19 protein-coding genes and 1 tRNA gene are annotated in these 18,511 nt (G+C 61.0%); 9 read left to right on the top strand and 11 right to left on the bottom strand.

The window, feature by feature from the left end:
• Positions 1-48: 48 nt before the first annotated feature.
• The 3 genes from DY250_RS01515 to mutM are packed head-to-tail and all read left to right on the top strand — an operon-like array spanning position 49 to position 2,652.
• The gene (locus tag DY250_RS01515) at positions 49-1,389 is read left to right on the top strand and encodes a Gldg family protein (protein ID WP_172542134.1); all 1,341 of its coding nucleotides are present in this window, start codon (positions 49-51) and stop codon (positions 1,387-1,389) included.
• Positions 1,362-1,835 (top strand): hypothetical protein, encoded by a 474-nt coding sequence (locus tag DY250_RS01510; RefSeq protein ID WP_115610604.1) that lies wholly within the window; start codon positions 1,362-1,364, stop codon positions 1,833-1,835. Before DY250_RS01515 ends, DY250_RS01510 begins: the two co-directional genes overlap by 28 nt.
• Positions 1,828-2,652 carry a bifunctional DNA-formamidopyrimidine glycosylase/DNA-(apurinic or apyrimidinic site) lyase gene (gene mutM / locus DY250_RS01505; RefSeq protein ID WP_115610603.1) on the top strand — a complete coding sequence of 275 codons (825 nt, stop codon included), beginning with the start codon at positions 1,828-1,830 and terminating at the stop codon, positions 2,650-2,652. The genes DY250_RS01510 and mutM overlap by 8 nt, the downstream gene beginning before the upstream one ends.
• Positions 2,653-3,195: 543 nt before the next feature.
• On the opposite strand, the gene DY250_RS01500 is transcribed toward mutM, so the two are convergent.
• Together DY250_RS01500 and fbp are read right to left on the bottom strand one after the other, a co-directional pair.
• A complete protein-coding gene (locus DY250_RS01500; RefSeq protein ID WP_115610602.1) occupies positions 3,196-4,047 on the bottom strand; it encodes a C40 family peptidase in 852 nt (283 codons plus the stop codon).
• 137 nt (positions 4,048-4,184) lie between these two features.
• Positions 4,185-5,192, bottom strand: coding sequence for a class 1 fructose-bisphosphatase (gene fbp / locus DY250_RS01495; protein WP_115610601.1), 1,008 nt, complete (start codon positions 5,190-5,192; stop codon positions 4,185-4,187).
• Positions 5,193-5,328: 136 nt separating this feature from the next.
• Here fbp and DY250_RS01490 point away from each other — a divergent pair, with 136 nt between their 5' ends.
• The 4 genes from DY250_RS01490 to pdxK all read left to right on the top strand — a co-directional run bounded on the left by DY250_RS01490 (position 5,329) and on the right by pdxK (position 8,027).
• Positions 5,329-5,667 (top strand): zinc ribbon domain-containing protein YjdM, encoded by a 339-nt coding sequence (locus DY250_RS01490; RefSeq protein ID WP_006984678.1) that lies wholly within the window; start codon positions 5,329-5,331, stop codon positions 5,665-5,667.
• A gap of 2 nt (positions 5,668-5,669) precedes the next feature.
• On the top strand, positions 5,670-6,434 hold the full coding sequence (locus DY250_RS01485) for a YggS family pyridoxal phosphate-dependent enzyme (protein ID WP_115610600.1): 765 nt from the start codon (positions 5,670-5,672) through the stop codon (positions 6,432-6,434).
• Between the two features lie 68 nt (positions 6,435-6,502).
• Positions 6,503-7,165 carry a hypothetical protein gene (locus DY250_RS01480; RefSeq protein WP_115610599.1) on the top strand — a complete coding sequence of 221 codons (663 nt, stop codon included), beginning with the start codon at positions 6,503-6,505 and terminating at the stop codon, positions 7,163-7,165.
• A 25-nt stretch (positions 7,166-7,190) separates the two neighbouring features.
• Positions 7,191-8,027: a pyridoxine/pyridoxal/pyridoxamine kinase gene (pdxK, locus tag DY250_RS01475; protein WP_115610598.1), complete on the top strand. Its 837-nt coding sequence runs from the start codon at positions 7,191-7,193 to the stop codon at positions 8,025-8,027.
• Between the two features lie 768 nt (positions 8,028-8,795).
• Here pdxK and DY250_RS01470 read toward each other — a convergent pair.
• The 6 genes from DY250_RS01470 to DY250_RS01440 all read right to left on the bottom strand — a co-directional run bounded on the left by DY250_RS01470 (position 8,796) and on the right by DY250_RS01440 (position 15,610).
• Entirely contained in the window at positions 8,796-10,025 is a 1,230-nt protein-coding gene (locus tag DY250_RS01470) for a nitrous oxide reductase family maturation protein NosD (protein ID WP_115610597.1), read from the bottom strand.
• A gap of 89 nt (positions 10,026-10,114) precedes the next feature.
• Positions 10,115-10,834 (bottom strand): hypothetical protein, encoded by a 720-nt coding sequence (locus tag DY250_RS13570; RefSeq protein ID WP_147293430.1) that lies wholly within the window; start codon positions 10,832-10,834, stop codon positions 10,115-10,117.
• Positions 10,835-10,886: 52 nt separating this feature from the next.
• Positions 10,887-12,749, bottom strand: coding sequence for a fructose-specific PTS transporter subunit EIIC (locus DY250_RS14830; RefSeq protein ID WP_115610594.1), 1,863 nt, complete (start codon positions 12,747-12,749; stop codon positions 10,887-10,889).
• Between the two features lie 187 nt (positions 12,750-12,936).
• Positions 12,937-14,325, bottom strand: a complete 1,389-nt coding sequence (gene dnaB / locus DY250_RS01450; protein WP_115610593.1) for a replicative DNA helicase — start codon at positions 14,323-14,325, stop codon at positions 12,937-12,939.
• Positions 14,325-15,056, bottom strand: coding sequence for a lysophospholipid acyltransferase family protein (locus DY250_RS01445; protein ID WP_115610592.1), 732 nt, complete (start codon positions 15,054-15,056; stop codon positions 14,325-14,327). Before DY250_RS01445 ends, dnaB begins: the two co-directional genes overlap by 1 nt.
• Entirely contained in the window at positions 15,056-15,610 is a 555-nt protein-coding gene (locus tag DY250_RS01440; RefSeq protein ID WP_115610591.1) for a D-glycero-alpha-D-manno-heptose-1,7-bisphosphate 7-phosphatase, read from the bottom strand. The genes DY250_RS01445 and DY250_RS01440 overlap by 1 nt, the downstream gene beginning before the upstream one ends.
• 137 nt (positions 15,611-15,747) lie before the next feature.
• Here DY250_RS01440 and DY250_RS01435 point away from each other — a divergent pair, with 137 nt between their 5' ends.
• Complete coding sequence (locus tag DY250_RS01435; protein ID WP_245950988.1) at positions 15,748-16,443, top strand: hypothetical protein; 696 nt, start codon at positions 15,748-15,750, stop codon at positions 16,441-16,443.
• A gap of 14 nt (positions 16,444-16,457) precedes the next feature.
• On the opposite strand, the gene cgtA is transcribed toward DY250_RS01435, so the two are convergent.
• From cgtA to rplU, 3 genes are all read right to left on the bottom strand, one after another.
• Positions 16,458-17,489 (bottom strand): Obg family GTPase CgtA, encoded by a 1,032-nt coding sequence (gene cgtA, locus DY250_RS01430; protein WP_115610590.1) that lies wholly within the window; start codon positions 17,487-17,489, stop codon positions 16,458-16,460.
• Between the two features lie 110 nt (positions 17,490-17,599).
• Positions 17,600-17,869 (bottom strand): 50S ribosomal protein L27, encoded by a 270-nt coding sequence (rpmA, locus tag DY250_RS01425; RefSeq protein WP_006984695.1) that lies wholly within the window; start codon positions 17,867-17,869, stop codon positions 17,600-17,602.
• A 13-nt stretch (positions 17,870-17,882) separates the two neighbouring features.
• Positions 17,883-18,203 (bottom strand): 50S ribosomal protein L21, encoded by a 321-nt coding sequence (gene rplU / locus DY250_RS01420; RefSeq protein WP_040388931.1) that lies wholly within the window; start codon positions 18,201-18,203, stop codon positions 17,883-17,885.
• A gap of 188 nt (positions 18,204-18,391) precedes the next feature.
• Here rplU and DY250_RS01415 point away from each other — a divergent pair.
• Positions 18,392-18,468 (top strand) — tRNA-Val (locus DY250_RS01415).
• Positions 18,469-18,511: the final 43 nt, after the last annotated feature.

Below are 18,511 nucleotides of genomic sequence, written 5' to 3'. Positions count from 1 at the left end.
TGCATGGTTGTCTCGCCTGGCGCGTGTTTTGGTTTTGGGATTATAGGTTTGTTGATGCGTTTCCGGTTTTTTTATGGATGGTTGCTGGCGGCACTGATGGCGGCCGCTGTTGTCGCTTGTGCTTGGTGGTCGCTGCATGATTCTCGTGCGCTGCTGCTGCGCGATCAGCCGCTGTTGCAGCTTACGGCGCAACAGGAAGCGGCGATTCGCGCGCTTGAGGGCGAGATCGTGCTGGAAGCGTTCGTGCGCAATAATCCGCAGATGCGGCGCGGGTTCAGTGATTTGGTCGCGCCGTTTCGGGTGTTGCAGCCGGATTTGCGTCTGGAATTTGTCAACCCCGACACTGACCCGCTGCGGGTGCAGGCACGCGAGGTCACGCGTGAGGGGCAGTTGTTTTTGTCCGATGGAATCCACGGTGAGCGGATTGATGTCGCCAGTCCGCAGGGGATCGCCCGGGCGCTGCTGAATCTCGGCGAGACAAGCGATGTGCAGGTGCTGCATTTGCAGGGGCACGGCGAACGCGCCTACCGGCAGGACAGCAGCGGCAACTGGCGCGCGGCGTATGAGCGGGTGCGCAATGCGAAGACGACGGTCACGGATCAGGATCAGGTACGCACGGTGGAGATTCCGCGCAGTGTCAATGTGCTGGTCATCGCCGATCCGGAAGAGATTCCGCAGGCGCATGGCAGCGCGTTGCAGACGTATCTCGCGCGCGGCGGCAGCCTGCTTTTTACGACGGATACGCGGCACCCGTATTTGCCGCCGTGGCTGGCGACGTTGAGCGGGTTGCGCCTGGTTGAGGGCAATGTGGTTGATGCCGGTGCGAAGGGCTACGGACTGGATGATCCGCAGTTGTTGCTGGTGGAGGAGTTGGGCGAGGATGTGGTCAGCGACGGCATCAAGCAGGCGCCGCTGCTGCCGACGGCGGTCGCGCTCGCCGATAATCCGGACAGTCCGCCGACCAGCGACTGGACGCGCCATGTGCTGCTGTGGTCGGGCAAGCAGAGCTGGGCGGAGAAAAATGCCGATGCGGGCGTCATCATGCCGGACGAGGGCGAGGCGAAAGGACCGTTGCCGCTCGGCTGGGCGCTGGAACGTGATTTTCAGGGCAGGAAGCAGCGCATCATCATTCTCGGCGACAGTGATTTGTTTCAGGATAATTATTTGAACGTCGGCGGCAACAGCACCCTGGTGCAAAATCTTTTTGCCAGCCTGATGCCCGCTCGCGCCCACGCCAACATCGCCCCGCCGGAACTGAAAGACCAGTACCTTACGCTCACGGAAGGGGAAATGCTGTGGCTGGCCATCGTGCTGATTGTCATCCTGCCGCTGTTACCGCTGATTATCGGGCCGTATCTCGCATGGCAACGCAAACGACGTTACGGTTAAGCGCGCTGGCGCTGTGGGGCGCGCTGCTCGCACTATTTCTCGCGCTGAACGCGCGTCTGGGCAGGGTTGAACACTTCCTTGACCCGGCGCAGGTGCAGCATATCCGTATCGATTACAGCGACAGCCGGATTGACCTCAACCGCGACGGTGCGGGTTGGGTCGGCGACGGCAAACGCGTACGTGACGGGCGCACGGAACAGATGCTCGACATCCTCGCCTCTTGCCACAATCCGCAGCCGCTTGCCGCTATCCAGGCTGCGCCCTCGCGTCCCGTCACCCTCGGCATCAACGGCAAAACCTACACCCTCGGCGCCTACAACAGCTTCCACCACGCGCACTATCTCGATGACGGCACGACCGCGTGGCTGTGCAACGAAAACCTCAAAGCCATGCTCGCCCAGCCGCCGGCAAGCTGGTTTCCCAAGCCAACGCCTGATCATGCCTGAATTACCCGAAGTCGAAACCACCCGACGCGGCATCGCGCCGCACATCGAAGGACAACGTGTCCACGTCATCCGCGCCCGCGTCGCCAAACTGCGGCAAACACTGGATAGCGCCACGCTTGACCGCCTTGCCGGATGTGTCATCAACCACGTCGCCCGACGCGGCAAACACCTGATCTTGCACAGCGACGACCCGCACCGCGCCCTGCATATCCACCTCGGCATGAGCGGCGCCTTGCGTATCATCGCGGCGGACAGCCCGCTCAAAAAGCACGACCATGTCACGATAACGTTAGAAAACGGACAGGAACTGCGCCTGCACGACCCGCGCCGCTTCGGCCATGTCGCCGTCATCAATCCGCTGCAACCGCCGCCTGCTCTTGCCGCACTAGGTGTTGAACCGCTGGATGACACCTTCAACGCTGCCCGTCTCTACGCACAAACGCGCGGCAAAACGGCGGCGATCAAAACGCACATCATGGATCAGCGGCACATCGTCGGCGTTGGCAACATCTACGCAACCGAAGCGCTGTACGCGAGCGGCATTCACCCCGCCCGTCGCGCTACCAGTCTCGATGAAGCTGAATGTGCCACGCTGGCGGCGGCTATCAAGCGCGTCCTGCAAGAAGCCATCGCACAAGGCGGTACCACCCTGCGCGATTTCAGCCAGCCCGATGGCACCAGCGGCTACTTCGCCGTCAACCTCGCGGTGTACGGCAAAAGCGGCGAACCCTGCCCGCGTTGCGGCACACCGCTCGCGCACGCAACCATCGGCGGGCGTAGTAGTGTCTATTGCCCCAAGTGCCAGCCCTTACTATAAAAAGGGGGGTGTAATGGACAAATTTCATGCTAAAAATCGCTGTAGCCCTTACGCCTGCAAGGCTTTTCAAACGGTAAACAGCAATACCGCTGCGGCTCTTGTAAGCGGCAATTCATAGGAGCCCGACGCCTTAACCCCAACGCATTCTTTGGCAGCGCTACAGCGAAGGCAAGCAAGCCGCCACACAGCTTGCCGGGCAGTACGGATGCAGCATCAAAACCATCCGTCGTTACCTCGCCAAAGCAGCCACACAAGCCCAAGGCGTGCTGCCACAGGCTCCTGTTAACCTCGTCATGGAATCACCTATTTCGACCGCAAGTGGGGCGTCATGCCGAATACGACCAATCTGCTGGAAGGGAAATTCAGCGACATGAAGCATGTGTTTGCAGTGCCATCGGGGCTTGAAAGAGGAGGGTAAGTTACGGTTCATAAAAGGTTATTTCAGCAAGAAATGAAATAAAAAGCATGAAATTTGTCCATTACGCCAAGTTTTTATGTTTTTACTGCCAGCCGCGTGTTATTCCGCTTAGTGGCGCCTCCGGCTTAATCAAAAACGTGCTCAAACGGCTCTTCTTCATCCCAGCGGTAGGCGCGCAGGCGGTATTTGGCACCCATCTGTTTTTTGTAGCGGGCGATGGCATCCGCCAGGTTCTCGACGACGACCTGCATGTGATAGCCGCTGGCGTGGATGACGGTGTAGGCGTCGTTGGCCAGCATGACGTGACCCGGCAGGTAGATGAGGTCGCCCCGCATCAGTTCGCACAATTCGACGCGCTGGTGCTGTTTCTTAAGGAGCATTTCTTGCAGATCACTATCGCGAGGGATGTTGCGTCCGGCGCGGCGATAGGCCCACTGGCTCAGTGCCGAGCAGTCAAGCCCGGCAACGCCGCGCCCGCCCCACACGTAGCTGCGTCCCAGCTGGCTGCGCGCGACGGCGATGGGGTCGGCAATTTTGTCGGCAGCGGCGACATGGCGGCGGTGCAGCCAGCTACCATCTGCGAGTTGCAGGTAGTCGCCCGCCTTGTTGATGATGGTGAGGCAGGCGTCTTGCGGCAGGGCAGTACGGTAGGGGCTCTTCAGGTCGGGTTCGGCGGTAATGGGGGTGATGGCAATAGTGGTGTAGGTGTAGGTGGGTTCATCCGGGACGGTTTCGATAGCATCCAGTGCCACCCAGCCACTGTAATGGTCGCGCAGGGATTGGGCCTGGATGTAGTCGCCGTCTTGCGCATAGATTCGCAGCGGTTCGCCGTAGGTGTACTGGCTGAGGCGCGCGCTTGCAGCGTCGGGCGCGGTGTACACCCAGGTTTCTGGCACGCGCATACGCGCATAACCTTGCGGTTCTCCCACCGGGTAGAGGCGGGCCGTGTTTCCGCTTTCGACTTCTATGTCGTACATGTTTGTTCCTTTGCCGCTAAGCGGCAGTAGGTATGCCGGTCTCAAAATTTCAGTTGAAAAGGCGGCGCGCCGCAGACCGTACCGTGGATACAGCAAGACGCGCAGATACGCTCAGATGGATTGCCGGACCGGCATCATCATGGGTCGGGGTTATCGCGGATCATCTCCATGACTTTGCCGACCATGTTTTTCGAGCCGACGTAGAGCGGCACACGCTGGTGCAGGGTGGTCGGCTGAATATCGAGGATACGCTGGTAGCCGTTGGTGGCACTGCCGCCCGCCTGTTCGGCGAGGAACGCTATCGGGTTCGCTTCGTAGTTCAGGCGCAGCTTGCCGTTGGGGTAGCTGCTGCCGGATGGGTACATATAGATGCCGCCTTTGAGCATGTTGCGGTGGAAATCGGCGACGAGCGAGCCGATGTAGCGCGAGGTGTAGGGGCGCTTGGTAGCGCTGTCGAGTTCCTGGCAGTATTTGATGTATTTTTTCACGCCGAGTGGGAATTTGAGGTACTGCCCTTCGTTGATGGAATACATGCTGCCATTTTCGGGGATGCGGATGTTTTCGTGCGAGAGGCAGAAGATGCCGAGTGAGGGATCATAAGTGAAGCCGTTGACGCCGTTACCGGTGGTGTACACCAGCATGGTCGAGGAGCCATAGACGATGTAACCGGCGGCGACCTGTTTGTTGCCCGGTTGCAGGAAGTCTTCGAGCGTGACCGGCGTGCCGACGGGTGTCACGCGGCGGTAGATGGAAAAGATGGTGCCGACGGCGACGTTGACGTCAATATTGGACGAGCCGTCAAGCGGGTCGGTGAGGACGACGTATTTGGCGTTCTTGTTTTTCTCGCTGAGGAAGGCGACGAAGTCTTCTTCTTCTTCCGAGGCGAAGCCGGCGACATTGTCGCGCGCCATGAAGGCAGCCTTGATTTTCTGGTGGGCGAAAATATCGAGTTTCTTCTGCGCCTCGCCCTGCACGTTTTCTGAGCCTGCTTCACCGAGGATGTCATTGACGAGGCCGGCGCGGTTGATATCGCGGTGCAGTACCTTGGCGGCAAGACGCAAGGCGGACAAGATACCGCTCAGTTCGCCGCTGGCCTGCGGGTATTCCGCCTGCCGCATTACGATAAATTCACCCAAACTTTGCATAAATCCTCTTTTTTCCACAAAAGTTAACATCTGTTGCCTATTATAACGCTGCCTTGCTATGACGCCAATGCCGCGTAACGTGGATAAAGCGGCTAAAATCGCCCGCTTCATCCACAAAGACAGAAGGGAACCCACCATGAGCAACATCATCTGCCCGCAATGCGGCTGCGACTATGCCTACCACGACGGCACCAGCAACATCTGCCCCGAATGCGCCTTTGAATGGCAGGACGGCGAGACCGCCGCTACCCACGACGACGATCAAGTGCTGGATGCCAACGGTACACCGCTTGCCGACGGCGACACCGTCGTCCTCATCAAGGCGCTGAAACCGAAAGGCAGCAGCCAGAGCATCAAGCAGGGCACCAAAGTAAAAAACATCCGTGTCATCCCCGGCGCCGACCACAACATTGACTGCAAAATCGACGGCTTCGGCGGCATGATGCTCAAATCCGAATTTGTGAAAAAGGCCTGACCATGCCCGCCCCGCTCTACCCGCAAGCGACCACCGCCGCCGAAATCACCGCCAACCTCGCCCACATTAACGCCCGCATCGCCGCCGCCTGCGCCGCCTGCGGACGTGATGCGGCCAGTGTGCGCCTGTTACCCGTCAGCAAAACCGTGCCCGCCGAACGCCTGCATTACGCCTATGAAGCGGGCATCCGCCTGCTCGGCGAAAACAAAGTGCAGGAAGCCTACGACAAATGGCAGGCGCTGGCGGATCTGGATGGCCTCAACTGGGCCGTTATCGGCCACCTGCAAAGCAACAAGGTCAAATACGTCGCCCGCTTTGCTACCGAATTTCAGGCGCTGGACAGCCTGGAAATAGCCGAGAGCCTTGACCGCCGTCTGCAACAGGAAGGACGCCGCCTGGATGTCTTCGTGCAGGTCAACACCTCGGACGAGCCGCAAAAATACGGTATCGCCCCCGACGAAGCAGAAGCCTTCATCCGCGCCCTGCCGCAGTACAACAGCCTGCGCCTGCGCGGCCTCATGACCCTCGCCCTCTTTTCCGACGACAAAGACGCGGTGCGCCGCTGCTTCATCCGCCTGCGCGAACTGCGCGATTGCCTGCAACAACAAAACCCTGCCGTTGCCGAACTCTCCATGGGCATGTCCGGCGACTTTGAACTGGCCATCGCCGAAGGCGCGACCACCGTGCGCGTCGGCCAGGCCATCTTCGGCGCACGCCGCACCCCGGACAGCGAATACTGGCCGGGACTGGTACCGGGAGGGCATTGAGTCATCCTCAACCGTCAAGCGGGATAAAGCCCGGCTTCCCGCCCCCAAACCATTCAGAAGTGCGAACCATGAAACTGCGCTATACCCCCGCCCTGCTCGCCGTCTTTGTCCTTGCACACGGCGGCTGCACCAGCAACCTCTGGCAGAGCGTCCCCCGCCGCACCCCCACCTACACCGACATCGGCACAGACCGCCTCCTCACCTTGCGCGTCACACGGCAAGCGGGGGGCGGCATCCCGGCGGGCACCCTCATCCTTGTCGGCGAAAAAAACTGGTACGTCGCCGACAAAGCCAGCAATGACCGCCTCGTCAAATACCTCACTGCCGACCTCAGTACCCCCTTCTACCTCATCGGTGAAAACCCGGTCATCATCATCGATGATGCGGCAAAAAACAGCTTCGTCACCTTGTTCCGCCTCGCCTACCGCCCCAGCGCCGCCGACCTTGCCCTGCTCAAGCGCATGGGCAACGTTGAGCCTGGTGAACACGGTGAATACCTGCTGGAACGCCTCATCTCCGGCACCTACTACCCTGCACCGACGCAACTGCCCGCTGCCGACAGCACCCTCCCCATCAACCGCACCCTGCACCTGCAACTCGAAGGGTACAAAACTAACCTCCCCGGCCTGGCCGCCGCCGTCATTGCCACCCCCGTGACCCTGGCGGCGGATGCTGTCAGCCTCATCACCGTCGCGCCGCTGGTGAAAATCCTCCCCAAACCGGCATACTGATAACCCCACTCACAAAGGAAACCTCATGTCCCTTGACTACGCTTCCCGCAACCCGCTACCGCTTGATGTCATCAGCATCCAGTCGCAAGTCGTCTATGGCACCGTCGGCAACAATGCCGCCCTGCCGACACTCGCCGCGCACGGTCTCACCGCCGCTGCCGTGCCGACCGTCCTCTTCTCCAACACCCCGCACTACGACACCATCCACGGTGGCGCCATCCCCGCCGACTGGTTCGCGGGCTACCTCGCCGACCTTGACCGCCGCCGCGCGCTGGCAAGCACCCGCGCCGTCATCCTCGGCTACCTTGGCAGCACCGAACAGGCGATGCTGCTTGCCGACTGGCTTGACGCCCTGAAAGCACGCATTCCTGCCATTCACATCGGCATCGACCCTGTCCTGGGCGACGACAACTGCGGCCTCTACGTCCGCCCCGAACTCGCCGCCTGCTACCGCGAACGCCTCGCCGCCTGTGCCGACCTCATCACCCCAAACCACTACGAACTCGGCTACCTGAGCGGCACCGCCCCGCAGCGTGAGGCGGAAACCGTCGCCGCCGCGCGCCGCCTGCTCGGCGAACGGCTGCATACCGTCGTCGTCACCAGCAGCCCCGGCAGCGACGCCGATCACATCGCCAACCTCATCGTCACCCGTGACAACGTTGCCGTCACCCGCCATCCGCGCATCGCGAGCGACGTTAAAGGCACCGGTGACGCTTTCCACGCTGCGCTCACCGCTGCCCTGCTTGCTGGTAAACCGCTACAAGACGCCGTACAACAGGCGGGCGACTGGGTTGTTACTGCCCTGCGCCACACCGCCGCCCACGACTATGGCGAGCTGGATTTCCCGCCGCGCGGTGCGTAACGGCATCACTTGGTAGATCCAGTATTTACGCCGCTTGACCATAGGTATCTCCCCATCTCCACCCCGAACAACCCATGCGGCCCCCTTATCTCTTCCAGTGTCATAAACTCCAATAATTCCTGTGTTGGCAGCTTAAACATCCCTTCCAGGAGCGCAGGGGCGATAATCTCGGGCGTAATGGACAAAACGGGTGCTAAAAAACACTGTAACCCTTACGCTGCAAGGCTTTCAGGAGTTGAAAGCCTTTGAAGACAAAAAACGCCCTTTTTGCGGCTCAAAACCATCCGCCGCCATCTTGCCAAAGCGGTCACGAAAGCGACTTGCGCAACCCCGCAACGAACCTGCATGACTGGCTGACAACGATGGCTGTTTACCTATTGAGGATTTTCCTGAGCTGAACATCCCGAACACGACCCACCTGCTGGAAGGGAAATTCGGCGACATGAAGCGGCTTTTGAAGTGCCATCACGGGCTAAAAAAGGAGAATAAGGTACGGTTTATAAAGGCTTATTTTGCGAAGGAATAGTCTCAAAAGCACCCGTTTTGTCCGTTACACCTTGCTGGATGCTGCTGCCGCGGGCATAGATGGTCAGCCCCTGCGGGTCGCAGACGAGGCAGGGGCAAAATAGGTGGTGCGGCTGGCGGCGTAGTCACTGCGCAAAACGCTGATGGCGACGGCCAGCCACAGCTGTGCGGATTGGCGAGGTCGGGGGTGAAGTGAGGCATGGGTGGCTACTGTGCTGTTCGTTTGCCGCGCCTGGTGGTTATTTATGGTGTGACCGTCGGCGGGCTCATCAGCGGGTGGCTGTCCACCACGCCGCCGGGGTGGATGGCGGGGAATTGTTGTTGAGCGTATTTGAGCAGTTGTGCCGCCGGGCTGTTGATGAGGATTTTCGCGTTCGGCGCGCGCCACAGCACTTGGTCGAGGATATTGTTCGGGCGGTAGGGCATGTCGGCGATGCCGTCGCCGTTCAGGTCGAAGGCGCTGTTGTCGCTCCAGTAGTTGCCGTGCTCGTCGTTTGACCATTCGATGTGGCGGGTGCCGACGTACATGACTTGGGTCTGGTTGCCAATGTAGGCGTTGTCGTGGATGCGGCTGTCCGTTGAACCGGCGGTGGAATGCACGCCGATGGCGCAGTTACTGAAGTGGTTGTGGTGGAAGCCATTCTGGTTGGCGTTGTAGAGGAAGACGCATTTGTTGGCACCCTTGATGCGGTTGCCACTGATTTCCGACTGGTTGACGGCGTTGAGCATGAGGCCGTGCTCGCGGCTGTTGTCGCTTTCGTTGTCGCGCACGGTGATGCGGTTCGAGAACATGATGACGTAGGCGGATTCGAGGTCGGAGAGGTGGTTGTTTTTCACTTCGCTGTCTTCGGTGTACATGTAGTGGATGCCGAAGCGGATGCCGCTGATGGTGTTATTTTCAAAGAGGTTGTATTTGCTGTTGGTGACGTAGATGCCGTCGCGCCCGCCGCTGATGGTGTTGTTGCGGATGACGGTATGCAGGCTTTTCCAGAGCTGGATGCCGTTGCCCCGGTCATTGACGCGACCTGTCGCCTGGCCGGTGATGGTGTTGTGTTCGACAATGCCTTTTTCCGGTCCCCAGACGTAGATGCCGAAGAGGTTGTCGCGGGCGTGGTTGTGGTGGATGCGGATGTTGTGCGCGCCCCTGTCAGCGAAGATGCCGGCGTCCATGTCAAAGAGGCTGCTGCCGGAATGCTGCACGGTGAGGTGTTCGATGGTGCTGTCCGGCGCCTTGATGTGCAGCACTTTGCCTTTGCCGCCGCCGTCGAGGACGGTCTCGCCCGTCGTGCTGCCGCTCAGGGTAATGGGGGTGTTGACCACGAAGTTGCCGTGATAGGTGGCGGGCGCGAGGGTGAGGTGGTCGCCTGCCTGGGCGCTATCCAGGTAGTGTTGCAGGTCAGCATCGGCGGGAACGGCGGTGTCGGCGGCGTAGGCGGCAAGAGGCAAGGTGAGGAGGAAGAGCGTTTTTTTCATGAGGTTATGGAGGGTGTCGGGGTGATGGGTTGATGAGGACGCCACTTGACGGGCCCTGCCTTTGCGAATCCCGTCCTGCGCTTTGGCATTCAGCCCGCCGCTGCGGACACGGGTTTCGGGGTAATCGGGGTTGCCGGGGCTTCGACATCAGTGCAGGCGGCGGCATCGATGTCGTTTTGCATGATGGGGCTGCCGTGTTCATCCTGATAATCGAGGTGGATATTGCGGATTTTTTTCTTCGCCCACAGGGTCGCCAGCGGTTCTTGCGTGCAGAGGTAGGGCAGGCTGCCTTTGCGGTAGGCGGTTTGCAGTGCGGCCATGTCGTGTCCGGCCTGGAAGGCGGCGGCGTCTTCCACGCCTTTGATGACGGCGGTGAAGGTGTAGGTGTTGTTGTCGAGGCGGACGCTGCGGAAACTACTGTCGGCGATGTCGTAGGGCAGGAGGCTTTCGAGGTACGGCAGGGCTTCGGCGGCGGTTTTGAAGGTGGGCGGGGTGGCGGGTGGTGCAGTGTCAGTTTTGTTGTCGCCGGCAGCGCTCTCCGCTTTGGCGGCAGGTTTGTCGCTTGCGGCAGCGGCGTTTTCCGCTTTGGCGGCGGGTTTATCGCCTGTGGCAGCGGCGTTTTCCGCTTGGGCGGCGGGTTTATCGCTTGCGGCTGCGGTGTCTTCCGCTTTGGCGGCGGGTTTGTCGCTTGTGGTAGCGGTGTTTTCTATTTTGACGGCAGGAGTGTTGTTCGCTTTGGGCGTCGTAGGTTGGTCGCAGGCGGTGAGGAGGCTGGCGAAGGCGGTGAGGAGCAGGCAGGTGTTTTTCATGGGATTTCCAGGCGGGGTAAGGCAGGGCGGTAGGCCGCCCTGCGGTTGTGATTTAAGCGGTAAGGCGTTTTTTGAAGAGGCCGAGGCAGGCGGTGCTGACGGCGGTGCCGGCGAGGATGGCAACGGCGTAGAGCAGGACGTGGTCAACCGCGTTCGGGATGAAGAGGACGAACACGCCGCCGTGCGGGGCATGCAGGCCGCAGCCGAAGGCGACGCTGAGGGCGCCCGTGACTGCCGAACCGATGACCAGTGCCGGGATGACGCGCAGCGGATCTTTTGCGGCAAAGGGGATCGCGCCTTCGGTGATGAAGGACAGGCCGAGGATGCCGGCGGCTTTGCCGGCTTCGCGTTCTTCGACGGTGAAGCGGTTTTTGAAGAGCAGCGTCGCGCAGAAGATGGCGAGCGGCGGGGTCATGCCGGCGGCCATGGTCGCGGCCATCGGGAAGAAAATGTTGCTGCCGATGAGGGCGGTGGAGACGGTGTAGGCGGCTTTGTTCACCGGGCCGCCCATGTCGAGCGCCATCATGCCGCCGAGCAGGCCACCGAGGAGGAAGGCGGCGAAGCCTTTGGCGTTTTGCTGGGTTTCCAGCCAGGCGGTCAGCGCGGCCATGAGGCTGCCGACGGGTTTGCCGACGACGTAATACATCATGAGGGCGACGATGGCCGTGCCGAGGAGTGGCAGGATGATCATCGGTTTCAGGCTTTCCAGTTCGCGTGGCAGTTTGATGGTTTTGGCGAGGAAGGCGACGAGATAGCCGGCCATGAAGCCCGCCAGTATCGCGCCCAAAAAGCCGGCGCCAATCTGGTTGGCAATGAGCGCGCCGACCATACCCGGCGCGATGCCTGGCCGTCCGGCGATGGAATAGGCGATGTAGCCGCCGAGGACGGGAATGAAGAGCTCGAACGCGGCTTTGCCCGCCCAGAAGAGGTTGGCGGCGAAGGTGCCTTTGTAAGCATCTTCGTAGATGAAGATGCCTTTTTCGCCGAACTGGAAGGAGGCGAAGGCGAAGCCGAGGGCGATCAGCAGACCGCCGGCGACGACGAAGGGCAGCATGTAGGAGACGCCGGTCATCAGGTGTTTGTACACGCCGCTGCGTTCCGGTTTGGCGTCGCCCGCTGCGGCAGCGGCGCTGTCGGCGGCGAAGACGGGCGCTTCGCTGAAGGCGGTATTGATGACTTTGGCGGCATCGTTGATGGCCGCTTTGGTGCCGGTGCGGTAGAGGCGTTTGCCGGCGAAGCGGGCGGGGTCAACGTTGGTATCGGCGGCGATGATGACGACATCGGCGCGGGCGATGTCTTGCGGCGTGAGTACGTTCGCAGCGCCGACACTGCCCTGGGTTTCGATTTTGACTTCGTGCCCCAGGGCGCGTGCGCCGATTTCCAGGGCTTCCTGCGCCATGTAGGTGTGGGCGACGCCGGTCGGGCAGGAGGTGATGCCGATGATGTATTTGCCGCTTGCGGGGGCGGCAGCGGCGGGTGCGGCGTCGGCAGCGACGGAGGACAGGGTTTCGCGGATGTCGTCGGGATCGGTGGTTTTGGCGAGCCGCGCCGCGACGTCTTCGTCGCCGACGACGGTACTGAGGCGTTTCAGCACGCCGAGGTGTTCGTTATCGCCGGCAGCGATGCCGACGATGAGGTAGGCGGGTTCGTCGTCTTCCCAATCAACGCCGTCCGGCACTTGCAGCACGGCGATGGCGGTTTCCTTGATGAGATCGCGGCTTTGCGGTGTGCCGTGCGGGATAGCGACGCCGTTGCCGAGATAGGTGTTTTCCTGGGCTTCTCGCGCGAGCATGCCGTCCACATAGGCGGGCTCGACTTTGCCGTTTTCAGCAAGTAGGGTCGCGACCTGGCGGATGGCGTCCGTTTTGTCCCTGGCGGTGGAGCCGAGACGGATGAGGGCGTTGGTGAGTTGCATGGGTACTCCTGTGGTGGGGGTGGGTGCCGCCACTCGTGACGGCTTGTTTATTATGCAAATTTTTTGCGCGGACGGCGGCGAAAAAGGCGCGGGCTTTAGCCCGCCGCAAATGTTCCTGCACCTCCGACATGGTGGGGGGAAGACCTACCCTGCACGAGAAGTCAGTATTTACGCCGCTTGGCGGGCATCATTCGTCGAAGCCTTCCGAGTAGCCCTGGGCAAGATCGCCGAATTTGAGGTACTGGCCGAGGAAGCTGAGTTTGACGGTGCCGATAGGGCCGTTTCTTTGTTTGCCGATGACGATTTCGGCGATGCCTTTTTCCGGCGAGTCGGGGTTATAGACTTCGTCGCGGTAGACAAACATGATGACGTCGGCGTCCTGTTCGATGGCGCCGGATTCGCGGATGTCCGACATGATCGGGCGTTTGTTCGGGCGGTGTTCGACCTGGCGCGAGAGCTGGGAGAGGGCGATGACGGGCACCTCCATTTCTTTGGCGAGCAGTTTCAGGCCGCGCGAGATTTCGCCGATGAGCGAGGCGCGGTTGTCGTCGCGGCTGTCCGGCAGTTGCATGAGTTGCAGGTAGTCAACGAGGACGAGGCCGAGCGCGCCAACTTCGCTTTTCAGGCGGCGCACCCGCGCGCGCAGTTCGGTGATGGTGAGGTTCGAGCCGTCGTCGATGTAGAGCGGCGCGTTTTGCAGCTGGCTGACAGCGAGCGCCAGTTTGCCGCGCGTATCGTTGCCCTTGATGTCGCCTTTGCGCAGTTGTGACTGGTCAATGTTGCCCAGCGAGGACATCATGCGCAGCACCAGCGCCCGCGCGGGCATTTCCAGCGAGAAGACGGCAACGGGCTGTTTGGCACCGATAGCGACGGCTTCGGCGATGTTCATGGCGAAGGTGGTTTTCCCCATCGAGGGGCGGCCGGCGATGATGATGAGGTCGCCCGCCTGCATGCCGGCGGTCATTTTGTCGAGGTCTTTGAAGCCGGTGGGGATGCCGATGACGTCGCTGCCGCGCTGGCTGACTTCTTGCAGGTATTGCACGGTGTCGGCGAGGACGTTTTTGATTGGGTGGAAGCCGTCTTCTTTGTGTTGCTGGTATTGGTTTTTGATGTCGAAGACGCGCTGTTCGGCGCTGTCCAGCAGTTGCGCGGCACTGCGGCCTTCGGGCTGGTACACGCTTTGTGCGATTTCACCGCTGCTTTTTAAAAGGGCGCGCAGGATGGAGGCTTCGCGCACGATGTCGGCGTAGGCGGCGACGTTTTGCGCGCTGCCGTAGGCGTCGGCGAGGCTGGCGAGGTAGGCCGTGCCGCCACAGTTGTCGAGTTCGCCCGCTTCGCGCAGGGCATCAGCGACGGTGACGACGTCCAGCGCTTCCTGGTTGCGCGTGGCGACGGTTTCTATCGCCTTGTAGATGAGCTGGTGCGCGCGGTTGTAGAAGTCGGGCACGCTCACCCGTCCGGTGACTTTGTCCCACATGTTGGCATCGAGCAGCACGCCCGCCAGCACGGCCTGTTCGGCATCCTGCGAATGCGGCGGCTGGCGCAGGCGTTCTTCTTGTTGTTCGAAATCGGCCATCAGGCTGCTCCGCGTCGGTTTTTTTCGGCGGCGACGAGGCGGGCGCGGGTGTCGTTAATCCAGGTTTCGGCGATGGCGTTGATTTCCGCCGGGGTTTTGCCGTGGGGGTCGATGGGGTCGCCGACGACGACGTGCACGGTGCCGGGGTGCATCAGGCCGCGTTTCGGCCAGAATTGTCCGGCGTTGTGCGCAACCGGCACGGCCGGGACGCCAAGGGCGGCGGCAAGCCGAGCGGCGCCGAGTTTGAAAGGTAGCGGCGCGTCCGCCGGCGCGCGCGTGCCTTCGGGGAAAAGGATGACGCTGTAGCCCGACTCAATGCGCTGCCGTCCTTCTGCGATGACTTGCTGCATCGCGCGGCGCTTCTGTTTGCGGTCAATCGGCACAGGGCGCAGCACCGCCAGCGCCCAGCCGAAGAAGGGCAGCATCATCAGTTCTTTTTTCAGCACCCACACCTGGCGCAGTTTGAGGTGGGGCAGGAAGGCGGTTTCCCAAGTGGACTGGTGGTTCACCATGAGGACGCAGGCACCTTGCGGCATTTTGTCGAGGCCGTGGATTTGCCACTTGATGCCGACGATGAGGCGCGCCAGCCAGATGGTGGTGTAGCCCCAGCCGAAGGCAAGGCGCAGGCGCAGCGGGAAGGGCAGGACGATAAGGCAGACGATGAAGGCCGACCAGAGGACGGTGGCGGGGACGAAGAGGATTTTGAAGAGCCAGGTGCGCAGGATGTTCATCAGGCGGCCTCCTTGAGCCAGTGGTTGACGGCGGTTTCGACGTTGGGGTAGCTGAGGACATCGCGCAGGGCGGCGCGGTGTTTGTGCGCGGTATTTTTGCCGTGGCCGGTGCGGACAAGGACGGGGACGGCGCCCGCCGCTTGCGCCGCCTGCACGTCGACGAGGTTATCGCCGACGAAGGGGACGCCGTTGAGGTCGGCCAGGCCGAAATGGCGCGCCTGGTCAAGCAGCATGCCGGGGTTGGGTTTGCGCAGGGGGTGGTCGCTGTCGGCGCTCGCGCAGTGGACGATGCGGTCAATGTGGCCGCCAAATTCACGCGCGACGAGCCGCAGTTTGTCGTGAATACGGGCGAGTGCGGCTTCATCAAGGGCGCCGTGCGCAATGCCGCCCTGGTTGGTGCAGATGCCGACGCGGATGCCGGCCTGGGTGAGGCGGGCGATACCGCGCAGGGCATTGGAGAGGAGGCGCAGTTCTTCGGGGCGGGTGATGCGTCCGGCTTCGTTGAGGACGCCATCGCGGTCGAAGAGGACGAGTTTTTTATCCATATTTATCATGGTATTACTGGATGTTATCGGGGTTAGCGGCGGGAAGTGTAGCACAGCGTGCCGGGTGGTTTTTTTCTCCTGCGGCGACAGGAATTTGCCCGGCGGGCGGGATATGATGGGGAGGGTTTGTGATAGAGGGAACGGTGATGAATGCGTTATTGGGATTGTCCGCGCCGCGTCAGTTTGCCGCGCAGCGGCCGCAGGGAACGGCGCCGGATATCCGTCTGGCCGGAATATGTTTTATAGCGGCGGTGTTGCTGCTGGCAATTTGGCTTGGCGAGGGCTGGACGTTCGGACGCTGGCTGGCGACGGGCTGGGTTGTGGTGGCAGCATGGTGGCTGTCGCGATTGCTGCGCGGCGGGCGGTCGGATACAGCCTTGCAGCGGCTGGCGCGAGTCACGGTTCCGGAAGCGGTATGGAAGGACGCCCTGCTCAAAGGCGTTGTCCTCGACGCGGAGCAGCGTGCGCTGCTGGTCGAGGCTTTGCGCGACTGGCTGATGATCCGCCGCCGCTATGGCGCGCCGCTGCCGCAGCCGTCGCGTTATGTGCAACAGTTGTGGCTGGCGCTGTTTAACCAGCCGGGCTGGTTGGAAGCGGTTGGCGAGCGGCGTGTACCACCCCCGCCGTGCTGTAATAGTGGCAATGGTCTGTTGTCCTGGATGTTTGCCTGTGCCTTGCAGGAGGTGAATCCGCGCGCACCTGCGTTTTTGCCGCGTCTGTGGTGCGTGGATGTGGTCATTGATAAAGGAGAATTTGCCGCTGCGGCGGCGCAGGTGAAACGCGAGGTGTGGGCGGCAGCATTTGTCGCGGAAGAGCGGCGGCGCCGGGGTGGCAGTTGGTAGCGGGGTGGTCTGGATTAGTGGTAATCGGCTTCTTCGTCCATCCGTTCCAGCGCCTGCATGATGTCGTGGCATAGCTGTTCGGTGCCCATGCCGGTTTCTGCCGAGATGCGGTACACAGGCCCCTGCCAGCCGATGGCGGTGGTGACGTTTTGTTCCAGCGCCGCGCCGTCTTCGGCGGTCAGCGTATCCATTTTGTTCAGCACCAGCCAGCGCGGTTTATCGGCAAAAACGGCATCGTATTTGGCGAGTTCCAAGCTGACCTGCTCGAAATCGCGCACCGGGTTTTGCGAGTCGCTGAGCGGTGAGCAGTCAAGGACGTGCAAGAGCAGACGGGTGCGTGCGAGGTGACGCAGGAACTGGTGGCCGAGGCCGGCGCCTTCCGCCGCACCTTCTATCAGACCGGGAATATCCGCCATGACGAAGCTTTGCAGCATACCGACGCGGACGACGCCGAGGTTGGGGTGCAGCGTGGTGAAGGGGTAGTCGGCGATCTTCGGGCGGGCGGCGGAGACGCGGCTGATGAGGGTGGATTTGCCCGCGTTCGGCATGCCGAGCAGGCCGACATCGGCAAGCAATTTCAATTCGAGACGCAGATAGCGTTCTTCGCCTTCGCTGCCGGGTTTGCATTGACGCGGAGCGCGGTTGGTCGAGCTTTTGTAGCGGGTATTACCGAGGCCGTGATAGCCGCCTTGCGCGACCAGCAGACGCTGTCCGTCAACCGTCAAATCGCCGATGAGTTCGTCAGTCTCGTCCACAAAAACTTGTGTGCCGACCGGTACCGGCACGATGAGGTCTGCGCCGCTGCTGCCGCGCTTGTTGCGCCCTTCCCCTGCCTTGCCACTTTCCGCCTGATAGCTGCGGTTGTAGCGGAAATCAGCGAGGGTGTTGATGCCTTCCTGGGCGACCAGGTAAACGCTGCCGCCGTCGCCGCCATCGCCGCCGTCCGGCCCGCCGAAGGGGATGTATTTTTCCCGGCGGAAGCTGACGATGCCGTTGCCGCCTTTGCCAGCGCGTACATATATGCGTGCTTCATCTACGAATTTCATGGGGATTCCTCTGTGTGTCTGTTTTTATTGTATAGCCGTTTGTCCGTCGGCGCCGTCGGCAATAAAAAAGCCCCGCATGATGCAGGGCTTGCGGCAAAACGCGTGTTAATTCAGGCTTCTGCTGCTTCGGCAACAACACTGACGTAGCGACGCTTTTGCGGTCCGCGTTTGCTGAACATAACGGTACCGGTCGCAGTGGCGAACAGGGTGTGATCGCGCCCGACACCGACGTTTTCACCGGCATTGAACGGGGTGCCACGTTGGCGAACCAGAATGGAACCGGCGCTGACAAATTCACCACCGTAGCGTTTGATGCCGAGGCGTTTGGATTTGGAATCGCGACCGTTGCGGCTGGAACCGCCCGCTTTTTTGTGTGCCATAGTCTTTTACTCCTTATTGTTGACCGTCGATTGCGTCAATGACCACTTCAGTGTAGTTCTGACGGTGCCCCATGCGTTTCATATGGTGCTTGCGACGGCGGAATTTGATGATCTTGATTTTCTTGTGGCGACCGTGTTCGACGATCTTGGCGCTGACGGTTTTACCTTCCAGATAGGGCGCGCCAACGCTGACATTGTCATCACCACTGGCAATGAGCAGTACTTTGTCGAAAGCGATGCTGTCGCCTGCTTCACCCGGCAGGGTTTCTACTTTCAGGCGTTGACCGGGTTTGACTTTGTACTGTTTACCGCCGGTTTCAATAACTGCAAACATGTTGTTCTCCAAAAAATTCATGCGCGAACAGATTCTGCCCGCTGTCAAAGACGGCGAATTATACTGGCGCCATGCGGCGAATTCAATAGCGGCGCCATATGCTTACGTGCTTTTCCCTGATGTTTTTCTCCCTTATGCACAAAGCGCTTGCAATCATTATTGAACTCCCTATAATGCGCTCCTCACCTAGGCGCATAGCTCAGTTGGTTAGAGCACCACCTTGACATGGTGGGGGTCGTTGGTTCGAGTCCAATTGTGCCTACCAGAACATCAAAGCCCGTCGTACTGACGGGCTTTTTCTTTACCCG

Origin of the sequence: Cardiobacterium valvarum, assembly GCF_900460955.1 — a bacterium.
Classification (GTDB): Bacteria; Pseudomonadota; Gammaproteobacteria; order Cardiobacteriales; family Cardiobacteriaceae; genus Cardiobacterium; species Cardiobacterium valvarum.
The sequence above is the reverse complement of the archived record's forward strand: the minus strand, read 5'-3'. Positions and strand labels throughout refer to the sequence as shown.